Consider the following 10,356-nt stretch of genomic DNA (forward strand, 5'->3'; position numbering starts at 1 on the left):
ACCCCCCTCCCCCCGGAAAACCCGAGGAGCCCCCGTGGAGACCCTGGCCATCGCCCTTCTCGCCTTCTTCGCGGCGGGCTGGTTCGTCCTCGCCGGGGCGGACATCGGCACCGGCATGCTGACGCCCTGGCTCGGCCGGAACGACGGCGAGCGGCGGCTGGTCCTCGCCTCGTTCGCCCCGTTCTTCCTGGGCAACGAGGTCTGGCTCGTGGCCACCGTCGGCGTGCTCGTCGGCTGCTTCCCCGCTCTCGAAGGCGATCTCCTGAGCGGCCAGTTCCCGGTCCTCGTCGCCCTGCTGACCGGCTGGATCGTCCGCGACGCGGGCCTCTGGTCCCGCGGCCGCGGTCCCGGTCCGCGCTGGCGCGCCGCCTGCGACGCGGCCGTCACCTGCGGGAGCTGGACCGTCGCCATGTCCTGGGGGTGGCTGCTCGCGGCCCTGCTCACCGGGCGGCCGTACACGCCGTCGACCGGAGCGACGGCCCTCCTCACCGCGCTCGCCGTGGCCGCGCTGTTCGCCGCGCACGGACTCGGTTTCGCCACGCTCCGGCTCACGGGACCGCCGTACGAGCGCGCCCGCCGGCTCGTCGGACGCGCCGGGCGCCCCTGGCAGTCCTTCGCGCTCACCGCGGTCCTGATGGGCGGCCTGCCGCTCTGGGCGGGCACCGCGCTGCCGCTGGCCGGGCGGGCGGCGTCCCCCGCCACGCTCGGTCTGCTCGTCCCCACCCTGCTGGTCGTCACGCCGCTGCTCGTGGCCGTCCAGGCGTGGATCTGGCACACCTTCCGGCACCGGGTAACGGGGCCGTCGTACCTCTGAGGGGCAGGTTCAGGAATCCCCGGTCCGGGACCGAGCGTTCTCCTGCTCTCTCTCCTTCTCCCGCTTGTGGTGAAGGGCCTTCTGCAGGCGCGCGACCACGGCCTCCCCGTACCTCCGGTGACCGTGGACGCGCGGGTCGTCCGTCACGTCGTACCGCTTCACATACGCGCCGAGGAAGGCCTGGAGGGTGGCGATGGCCGGGATGGCGATCAGCGCGCCGACGACGCCGAGCAGCGCCGTCCCCGCGATGACCGAACCGAAGGCCACCGCCGGGTGGATGTCCACCGTCTTCGACGTGAGCTTCGGCTGGAGCAGGTAGTTCTCGAACTGCTGGTAGATCACGACGAATCCGAGCACCCACAGCGCGTACCAGGGGTTCACGGTGAAGGCGATCAGCATCGGCAGCGCGCCGGCCAGATAGGTGCCGATGGTCGGGATGAACTGCGAGACCAGGCCCACCCACACCGCGAGCGCGGGCGCGTACGGCACGTCGAGGATCTCGAAGAGCACGAAGTGCGCGACACCCGAGATGAGGGCCATGAGTCCGCGCGAGTACAGATAGCCGCCCGTCTTGTCGACCGCGATCTCCCAGGCCCGCAGCACCTCGGCCTGCCGGGCCGGCGGCAGGACGGAGCAGAGCGCGCGCCGCAGCCGGGGCCCGTCGGCCGCGAAGTAGAACGAGAACAGGAAGATCGTCAGCAGCCGGAACAGGCCGCCGAGGACGGTGGCGGAGATGTCGAGAACGCCGGACGCGCTGTTCTGGACGTACTTCTGCAGCCAGTCGGAGCTGAGCACGCTGTCCTGGACCTCGACCCGCGACAGGTCGGTGTCGAAGGTCTGGTTGATCCAGTTGATCAGGGAGTCGATGTACCTGGGGAAGTTCTCGACCATGTCCACGATCTGGCCGGCGAGCATCGACCCCAGGAGGACGACGAAGCCGACACCGAAGATCAGGACGGCGAAGAAGACGATGAAGGTGGCGAGCCCCCGGCGCATCCCGCGCGCCGCCATGCGTCCGACCGCGGGTTCGATGGCGAGGGCGAGGAAGAAGGCGAGAAGGATGTTGACCAGGAGGCCGACGAGCTGGTGGAAGGCCCAGTTGCCGAGAAGGAAGACGGAGTAGAGCGCGAGGGCCAGGACGATCGCACGCGGCAGCCACCGCGGCATCCGGGCCGCCTGGGCGGCGGACACGGGTGCGGGGCCGCCGTCGCCGCCTCTGCCGCCCGGCGCCGTCGAAACGGCGGAGCCGGTCGATCCAGCCGGCGCAGCCGGTGCAGCCGGTCCGATCGGTCCGGTCGAACCCGTCGCGGCGCTCGATCCCATCGGTCCGGTCGAACCCGTCGATGCGGTCGGGTCGGAGCCGTCGGTGTCATCGGTGTCGTCAGTCGGAGGAGCCACCCCGCCAGTCTCGCGCACCGCACGGACATTCCACCCCGGACCCCCCGCATCCCCTTCGGTCACCTGCCGTGACCGACCCGGTCACGGTGGGGTGCGCTCTCCGGCCACGCGGCGGATCAGACCGTCCGGCGACCGTCCGGCGACCACCCGGCGACCGTCCGGTCACTGCTTGTCGGCGGGTACGTCGACGGCCGCGCAGACGGCCCGCCACACGTCCTTCGTCTCCCAGCCGGAATCCAGCGCCTCGTGCACCGTCCGGCCTCCGAGCTCGGCCATCACATGGTCACGGGCGAAGGACTCGGCGTAGGACGCACCGAAGTGGTCCGCCATCCGTTCCCAGAAAATCGTCAACCGCATGACCCCAGTATCACGCTCCCAAGAGTGCAGCCCGCTCCGTAGCCCTTGTCACCGCGACTTTCCGCCCTACGGTCGGAGCATGGCCGAAAAACCACTCTCCTCCCCGTCAGCGACCCCCTTGACCCGCGCCGAGCGTTTCATCTGGCTGACGGCCCGCGTCCTGGAACAGCGCCGGTTCGCCTACCACTTCCTGCGCGGTGGCGCGGATCAGGTGGAGACGGCCCTCTCGGCGTACCTCAACGAGGACGGCGGCTACGGCCACGCGCTCGAACCCGATCTCCGCGGGCCGGTCAGCCAGCCCCTGCACACCGCGCACGCGCTGCGGGTGCTCGACTCCATCGGCCGCTGCGGCGGGCTGCGCGTGGAGCGCATCTGCCGCTACCTCACGGACGTCTCCACCCACGAGGGCGCGCTCCCCGCGATCCATCCCTCGCAGCGCGCCTACCCGTCCGCGCCGTTCGTCCCCGTCGTCGACTCCCCGCCGAGCGCGCTGCTCACGACCGGCCCCGTGGTCGGGGTGCTGCACCGCAACCAGGTCTGGCACGCGTGGCTGTTCCGGGCGACCGAGTTCTGCTGGTCGGCGGTGGAGTCCCTGGAGAAGTCCCATCCGTACGAGGTCCAGGCGGCCGTCGCCTTCCTCGACGGGGCCCCGGACCGCGCGCGTGCGGAGGCGGCCGCCGACCGCCTCGGCCGCATGGTCCGGGACCAACGGCTCGCCGTCCTTGACCCGGACCGGGAGGAGGACCACCCGGTGGCGGACGGGTACGCGCCGGGGGAGCTGCACTTTCCGCACGACTACGCGCGCGTGCCGGACTCCCTGGCGACCCGCTGGTTCACGGAGGAGGAGATGACCCGCTCGCTCGACCGGCTCGCGGCCGACCAGCAGGAGGACGGCGGCTGGCCGATCCGCTGGCGCGCCTGGGCCCCCGGCACGGCCCTGGAATGCCGCCCGATGGTCACGGTCGAAGCCCTCCGCACGCTCCGCGCCCACGGCCGCCCGCTCGAATGACCTCGGGAGCCGGGGCGAGCACGGCCGGCCCCCTCACCGAGCCTGCACCGGAGGTCACCAGCCCAACGCCCGTACCCCCGCCGTGACGGCGACGGCCGCGCCCACCACGACCAGGAACGGTGCCCGCAGGACGAGGGCGACCGCCGCCGCCGCGAGACCGGCGGCGCGGGCGTCCAGGACGACGGTGCCGCCCGTGCTGAACGTCTGCTGCGCGGTGAGCGCGGCGAGCAGCGCCACCGGCAGCAGGGCGGCGAGCCGCTGGACGAGCGGGCGCTCCAGCGCTCCGGCGGGTACGAGCAGGCCGGCCAGCTTCACCAGGTAGCACCCGGCGGCGGTCAGGGCGATCGCGATCCAGACGTTCATCGGGAGTCCTTCTCTCGTCCGGCGGGGCCCATCCGGCGGCCCTGGAACCAGAGCACCAGGGGCGCGGCGAGGGCCGCGGCGAGGACCGGGACACCGGCGGGCAGCACGGGCAGCAGCCCGAGCCCGAGCAGGACGGCGATCCCGGCGGTGGCCCGCTCGGTCGCGGACTTCAGCATGGGGGCGAGCAGGGCCAGGAAGACGGCGGGTCCGGCCGCGTCGAGCCCCCAGGCCGCGGTGTCGCCGATCGCCTCGGCGCCGAGCGCCCCGAGGAGGGTGGTGGCGTTCCAGAGGACGTACAGCGTGAGTCCGGTGACGGTGAAGCCGATGCGGGCGGCCCGGCGGGTCGGCTGTGCGAGGGAGACGGCCGTGGTCTCGTCGATCACCCAGTGCGCGGCGAACGGCCTGACGGCCTTCGGCACGGCGAGGAGCTGGGAGAGGCGCAGCCCGTAGAAGGCGTTCCGGGTGCCCAGGAAGAAGGCCCCGGCGGCGGCCGTGAAGGGGTTGCCGCCGGCGGCGAGCGCTCCGACCAGGGCGAACTGCGAGGCGCCGGTGAAGACGAGCAGGCTGAGGACGCAGGTCTGCAGGACGCTGAGGCCGGAGCCCGCCGAGGTCACGCCGAAGGCGAAGCCGGAGAGCCCGACGGCGACGCCGACCCCGAGGGCGTCGCGGACGACGGCCGCGTCGGGTTTGGCCGGTGTGCCGTCGCGTATGACGGGAGGTGCTGTCTGTTCTGCCACGTCAGGGACGTTACGGCAGCCCCGGCGGCCCGGTCTTGTACGTTCTTGCGCGCTGGTAGGCCCCCGGCGGCACCCCGACACTGCGGTTGAAATGCCGGTTGAGGTGCGACTGGTCGGTGAAGCCGACGGCCGCGGCCGCCTCCGCCGGCGGCGTCCCCGTGTCGAGCAGCTGTCTGGCCCGGCGTACGCGCGCGTCGGTCAGCCAGGTGTGCGGCGGCATCCCGTACGCGTCCCGGAAGGCCCGGAGGAGGGCGAAGGGGCTGGTGCCGAGGTCCGTGGCGAGCCGCTCCAGGGTCGGCGGCTCGATCATGCGGTCCTCCAGGACGGCACGCGCGCGTGCCGCGTTCCGGGCGCCCGCCGAGCGGGGCGGGAGCGGGGTGACGATCCCGCCGTGGCTGCGCAGCATCCGGGCGGTGACCAGCCGGAGCAGGCTGTCGGCCGCGAGCGCGTTGCCCTCCTCCGCGGCCCGGTGGACGCCGACGACCAGCCGGGCGGCGTACGGGTCGTCCACGACGGGCGCGGTGAAGCCGACCGAGCCGCGCAGGGCGAGGGTGTCGGCGGCGATGGACCGCACGATCTCCGCGTCGGGGTAGATCGTCCGGTACGTCCAGCCCTCGGGCACGCCCGCGTGCCCGGTGTGCGGGGTGTCGGGGTTCACCAGGGCGATCTGTCCGGGGCCCGCGTGGACGAGGTCGTCGCGGTAGTGGAAGGCCTCGACGCCCTCGGTGATCGCGGCGAAGACGAAGGTCTCGTGGGTGTGCCGGGCGAAGGCCTTCCGGATGTAGCGGGCGTGCAGCAGGTCGACCCCGGGCAGCTCGGAGTACTGCCAGTACCGTGCCCGCTCCCCGCTCGCCATGTCTCCATTCTGCGGCAGGGCCGAGGGGGCCGCCGTGGTGCGCGCGGACATCCCGTCCCGGTATCCCCAGGTCCGGGCGGTTGTCAGTGCCGGGGTGCACGATGGGGGACATGGTCAGGTCCGCGCTCGACTCGTTCTCCCCCGCGACCCGCAGCTGGTTCACCGGGGCCTTCACCGCGCCCACGGCGGCGCAGGAGGGCGCCTGGACCGCCATCGGGGCGGGCTCCGACGTGCTCGTCGTCGCTCCGACCGGTTCGGGCAAGACCCTGGCGGCCTTCCTCGCCTCCCTCGACCGGCTCGCCTCCGCGCCGCCGCCGGCCGAGCCGAGGAAGCGCTGCCGCGTGCTGTACGTGTCCCCGCTCAAGGCCCTCGCGGTGGACGTCGAGCGGAACCTGCGCTCGCCGCTGACCGGAATCCGGCAGGAGTCGGTGCGGCTCGGGCTTCCCGAGCCGGACATCCGGGTCGGCATCCGCTCCGGCGACACCCCGCCGGCCGAGCGCCGGTCGCTCGCGACCCGGCCGCCGGACATCCTGATCACCACGCCCGAGTCGCTGTTCCTGATGCTGACCTCCGCCGCCCGCGAGGCCCTCGCGGGCGTGGAGACGGTCATCCTGGACGAGGTCCACGCGGTCGCGGGCACCAAGCGGGGCGCGCACCTGGCCCTCTCCCTGGAGCGGCTCGACGAGCTGCTGCCCCGCCCCGCGCGCCGGATCGGCCTGTCGGCCACGGTCCGCCCGGTGGACGAGGTGGCCCGGTACCTGTCGCCGGGGCGCGCCGTGGAGATCGTCCAGCCGCGTTCGGGCAAGGAGTTCGACCTCTCCGTCGTCGTCCCCGTCGAGGACATGGGCGAGCTGGGAGGCTCCCCCGCCTCCGAGGGCAGGGACGGCGGGGACAAGCCGTCGATCTGGCCGCAGGTCGAGGAGCGGATCGCCGACCTCGTCCAGTCCCACCGGTCCACGATCGTCTTCGCCAACTCCCGGCGGCTCGCCGAGCGCCTGTGCAACCGGCTCAACGAGATCGCGTACGAGCGGGCGACCGGCGAACCCCTCCCCGACGGGGCTCCTCCCGCGGAGATCATGGCCCAGTCGGGCGCGGCCCAGGGCGCCCCGCCGCTGCTCGCCCGCGCCCACCACGGCTCGGTGTCGAAGGAGCAGCGGGCCCAGGTGGAGGAGGACCTGAAGGCGGGGCGGCTGCCCGCCGTGGTGGCCACCTCCAGCCTGGAGCTGGGCATCGACATGGGCGCGGTCGATCTGGTCGTGCAGGTCGAGTCGCCGCCCTCGGTGGCCTCCGGACTCCAGCGCGTGGGCCGCGCCGGGCACCAGGTCGGCGCGGTGTCGACGGGCGTGGTCTTCCCCAAGTACCGGGGCGACCTGGTGCAGGCGGCCGTGGTCACCGAGCGGATGCGCACGGGCGCGATCGAGTCGATGCGGATCCCCGCCAACCCCCTGGACGTCCTGGCCCAGCAGCTGGTGGCCATCGTCGCGCTCGACAGTTGGCAGGTGGACGACCTGCTCGCCCTGGTGCGCCGGGCGGCGCCGTTCGCCTCGCTGCCCGAATCGGCGTTCACGGGCGTGCTCGACATGCTCGCCGGCCGCTACCCGTCGGACGCCTTCGCCGAGCTGCGCCCGCGCGTGGTCTGGGACCGGGTCGCCGGCACGGTCACGGGGCGGCCGGGCGCGCAGCGGCTCGCCGTCACCTCGGGCGGGACGATCCCCGACCGGGGCCTCTTCGGCGTGTTCCTCGTCGGCTCGGACCCCAAGAAGGGCGGAGGCCGGGTCGGCGAGCTCGACGAGGAGATGGTGTACGAGTCCCGGGTCGGCGACGTGTTCACCCTCGGCACGACCTCGTGGCGGATCCAGGACATCACCCGGGACCGGGTGCTCGTCACGCCGGCGCCCGGGGTGCCGGGCAGGCTGCCGTTCTGGAAGGGCGACCAGCTGGGCCGCCCCCTCGAACTGGGCCGGGCGGTGGGCGCGTTCCTCCGCGAGGTCGGCGCCCTATCGGACGACGACGCGCGGCTGCGGCTGCTCGCCGCCGGCCTGGACGCCTGGGCCGCGGAGAACGTCCTGGCGTACCTCAAGGAGCAGCGCGAGGCCTGCGGCCATGTGCCCGACGACCGGACGATCCTGGTCGAGCGGTTCCGGGACGAGCTCGGCGACTGGCGGGTCGTCATCCACTCCCCGTTCGGCGCGCAGGTGCACGCCCCGTGGGCGCTGGCGCTCGGCGCGCGGCTCGCCGAGCGGTACGGCATGGACGCGCAGGTGATGCACGCGGACGACGGCATCGTGCTGCGCCTCCCGGACGCCGACCTGATGGGCCTGGACATGGGCCTGGACCTCCTCGACCACGAACCCGTCGACCCCGGACGGCACCTCGACACGACGTTCGACGCCGACAAGGCGCCCGTCGGCGCGGCCGACGCCCTCTTCGACAAGGGCGAGATCGGTCAGATCGTCACCGACCAGGTGGGCGGCTCCGCGCTCTTCGCGTCCCGGTTCCGGGAGTGCGCCGCGCGCGCCCTGCTGCTGCCCAAGCGCAACCCCGGCAAGCGCACCCCGCTCTGGCAGCAGCGTCAGCGCGCCGCCCAGCTCCTCCAGGTGGCGAGCGAGTTCGGCTCGTTCCCGATCGTCCTCGAGGCCGTCCGCGAGTGCCTCCAGGACGTCTTCGACCTCCCCGGTCTGACGGAGCTGATGGGGGACATCGAGGCCCGCCGGGTCCGCCTGGTCGAGGTCACCACCCCCGAACCGTCCCCGTTCGCCCGCTCGCTCCTCTTCGGCTACGTGGCGCAGTTCCTGTACGAGGGCGACTCCCCGCTCGCCGAGCGGCGGGCGGCCGCGCTCTCCCTGGACTCCCGGCTGCTCGCCGAGCTGCTCGGCCAGGCGGAGCTGCGCGAGCTGCTCGACGCCGATGTCCTGACGGAGCTGGAGCGGGAGCTCCAGTGGCTGACGGACGACCGCCGCGTCAAGGACGTGGAGGGCGTCGCCGACCTGCTGCGGGTCCTGGGCCCGCTGACCGAGGCCGAGCTGGCCGAGCGCGGCGCCGAGGCGGGCTGGGCGCCCGGGCTCGGGGCGGCACGCCGGGCGATCCGGGTGCGGATCGGCGGCCGGGAGCACTGGGCGGCCGTCGAGGACGCGGGCAGGCTCCGGGACGCGCTGGGCACGGCCCTGCCGGTCGGCGTACCGGAGGCCTTCACCGAGCCGGTCAAGGACCCGCTGGGCGACCTCCTCGCACGGTACGCGCGGACGCACGGCCCGTTCACCTCCTCCCAGGCCGCCACCCGCCTCGGCCTGGGAGCGGCCGTCACCGACGGCGCCCTCCAGCGGCTCGCCGCCTCGGGCCGCGTCGTCCAGGGCGAGTTCCACCCCTCCGGCATCGGCCAGGAATGGTGCGACGCCACCGTCCTGCGCCGGCTGCGCCGCCGCTCCCTCGCCGCCCTGCGCCACGAACTGGAGCCGGTGCCCCCGGCGGCGCTCGCCACCTTCCTGCCGCAGTGGCAGCACCTGGGGAGCAACAGCCTGCGCGGCATCGACGGCCTCGCCCGCGCGATCGAGCAGCTCCAGGGCGCACCGGTGCCCGCCTCGGCCCTGGAGAAACTGATCCTGCCGTCCCGGGTCCGCGACTACTCCCCGGCGCTCCTCGACGAGCTGACGACCACCGGCGAGGTCGTCTGGGCGGGAGCCGGGGCGCTGCCCGGCAAGGACGGCTGGGTCTCGCTGTATCTGGCGGACGCGGCGCCCCTGCTCCTCCCGCAGCCGCACCCACTGGAGCTCTCGGCGCTGCACGAGTCGGTGCTCACGACCCTCTCCGGCGGGTACGGCCTGTTCTTCCGGCAGATCGCCGACCAGATCCGCGCCACCACCCACCCGGACGCCACCGACCCGCAGCTGGCGGACGCCCTCTGGGACCTGGCCTGGTCCGGCCGTCTGACCAACGACACCCTGGCCCCGCTGCGCGCGCTCCTCGGCTCGGGCCGCACGGCCGGCTCCACCGCCCACCGCGCGCGCCGCACGGTCCCGCGCGGCCGGTACGGCACCCTGACCGCGGCCGCCCGCCCCGTCTCCCGCACCGGCCCGCCCACCGTCTCCGGCCGCTGGTCCCTGCTCCCCCCGCCGGAGCCGGAACCGACCCACCGGGCGCACGCCCTCGCCCGCACCCTCCTCGACCGGCACGGCGTGGTCACCCGGGGCGCGGTGGCTGCCGAGGGCGTGGAGGGCGGCTTCTCCGCCACGTACCGGATCCTGGCCGCCTTCGAGGACAGCGGGCAGGCCCGGCGCGGCTATGTGGTCGAGGGTCTCGGCGCGGCCCAGTTCGCCATGGACGGGGCGGTGGACCGACTGCGGGCCGCCGCGACCGCCCGTGACCGCGGCGCGGAGGCCGCGGCGGGCCCGCGCGCGCTGGTCCTCGCGGCGGCGGACCCGGCGAACGCCTACGGGGCGGCCCTGTCCTGGCCCGAGCCCCCGACGGGCGCCGGCCACAAGCCGGGGCGCAAGGCGGGCGCCCTGGTGGTCCTGGTCGACGGCGAACTCGCGCTCTACATGGAGCGCGGCGGCAAAACGCTCCTGTCCTGGCCGACGGACCCGGACGACCCGGCCCTGAAGGCCGCCGCGGAAGCCCTGGCGACATCCGCGAAGGCGGGCACCCTGGGCACGGTGACGGTGGAGCGTGTCAATGGAGCGACGTCCCTGACGTCCCCCCTGGCAGCCCCCCTGGAACAGGCGGGCTTCGTCGCCACCCCGAGAGGCCTCCGCCTCCGCGCGTAGGCAGCACCCCCGCGCAGCACAGCCACCAGCTCCAGCTCCCGACCCGCACCCGCACCCGCACC

Annotated in this window: 8 protein-coding genes; 3 read left to right on the forward strand and 5 right to left on the reverse strand. The window is 74.2% G+C overall.

From position 1 onward, the window contains the following. Positions 1 to 34 precede the first annotated feature (34 nt). The gene (locus AOK00_RS18340; RefSeq protein ID WP_055601379.1) at positions 35 to 814 is read left to right on the forward strand and encodes a cytochrome d ubiquinol oxidase subunit II; all 780 of its coding nucleotides are present in this window, start codon (positions 35 to 37) and stop codon (positions 812 to 814) included. A 9-nt stretch (positions 815 to 823) separates the two neighbouring features. Here AOK00_RS18340 and AOK00_RS18345 read toward each other — a convergent pair whose 3' ends face one another. Both AOK00_RS18345 and AOK00_RS18350 read right to left on the reverse strand, forming a co-directional pair. After that, positions 824 to 1,981: an AI-2E family transporter gene (locus AOK00_RS18345; protein WP_107097416.1), complete on the reverse strand. Its 1,158-nt coding sequence runs from the start codon at positions 1,979 to 1,981 to the stop codon at positions 824 to 826. A 393-nt stretch (positions 1,982 to 2,374) separates the two neighbouring features. Then, entirely contained in the window at positions 2,375 to 2,569 is a 195-nt protein-coding gene (locus AOK00_RS18350; RefSeq protein WP_055601380.1) for a DUF3046 domain-containing protein, read from the reverse strand. Positions 2,570 to 2,648: 79 nt separating this feature from the next. Here AOK00_RS18350 and AOK00_RS18355 point away from each other — a divergent pair, with 79 nt between their 5' ends. Further along, complete coding sequence (locus AOK00_RS18355; protein ID WP_055601381.1) at positions 2,649 to 3,578, forward strand: hypothetical protein; 930 nt, start codon at positions 2,649 to 2,651, stop codon at positions 3,576 to 3,578. 54 nt (positions 3,579 to 3,632) lie between these two features. Here the strand turns inward: AOK00_RS18355 and AOK00_RS18360 are convergent, their stop codons facing one another. From AOK00_RS18360 to AOK00_RS18370, 3 genes are read right to left on the reverse strand one after another with little or no spacing between them, the layout of a single operon-like run. Continuing rightward, positions 3,633 to 3,941, reverse strand: a complete 309-nt coding sequence (locus tag AOK00_RS18360) for an AzlD domain-containing protein (RefSeq protein WP_055601382.1) — start codon at positions 3,939 to 3,941, stop codon at positions 3,633 to 3,635. Continuing rightward, complete coding sequence (locus tag AOK00_RS18365) at positions 3,938 to 4,678, reverse strand: AzlC family ABC transporter permease (RefSeq protein WP_055601383.1); 741 nt, start codon at positions 4,676 to 4,678, stop codon at positions 3,938 to 3,940. The genes AOK00_RS18360 and AOK00_RS18365 overlap by 4 nt, the downstream gene beginning before the upstream one ends. Before the next feature lie 10 nt (positions 4,679 to 4,688). Further along, complete coding sequence (locus AOK00_RS18370; protein WP_055601384.1) at positions 4,689 to 5,534, reverse strand: AraC family transcriptional regulator; 846 nt, start codon at positions 5,532 to 5,534, stop codon at positions 4,689 to 4,691. A gap of 110 nt (positions 5,535 to 5,644) precedes the next feature. Here AOK00_RS18370 and AOK00_RS18375 point away from each other — a divergent pair, with 110 nt between their 5' ends. Beyond that, positions 5,645 to 10,294: an Lhr family ATP-dependent helicase gene (locus AOK00_RS18375; RefSeq protein ID WP_055601385.1), complete on the forward strand. Its 4,650-nt coding sequence runs from the start codon at positions 5,645 to 5,647 to the stop codon at positions 10,292 to 10,294. Positions 10,295 to 10,356: the final 62 nt, after the last annotated feature.

The organism is Streptomyces aureus, assembly GCF_001418135.1.
Classification (GTDB): domain Bacteria; phylum Actinomycetota; class Actinomycetes; order Streptomycetales; family Streptomycetaceae; genus Streptomyces; species Streptomyces aureus_A.

Bases quoted from the DNA above. Each gene is read 5' to 3' on its own strand.
- AOK00_RS18375 (WP_055601385.1), top strand. From the start codon at position 5,645: ATGGTCAGGTCCGCGCTCGACTCGTTCTCCCCCGCGACCCGCAGCTGG.
- AOK00_RS18370 (WP_055601384.1), bottom strand. From the start codon at position 5,534: ATGGCGAGCGGGGAGCGGGCACGGTACTGGCAGTACTCCGAGCTGCCC.
- AOK00_RS18350 (WP_055601380.1), bottom strand. From the start codon at position 2,569: ATGCGGTTGACGATTTTCTGGGAACGGATGGCGGACCACTTCGGTGCG.
- AOK00_RS18355 (WP_055601381.1), top strand. From the start codon at position 2,649: ATGGCCGAAAAACCACTCTCCTCCCCGTCAGCGACCCCCTTGACCCGC.
- AOK00_RS18345 (WP_107097416.1), bottom strand. From the start codon at position 1,981: ATGCCGCGGTGGCTGCCGCGTGCGATCGTCCTGGCCCTCGCGCTCTAC.
- AOK00_RS18360 (WP_055601382.1), bottom strand. From the start codon at position 3,941: ATGAACGTCTGGATCGCGATCGCCCTGACCGCCGCCGGGTGCTACCTG.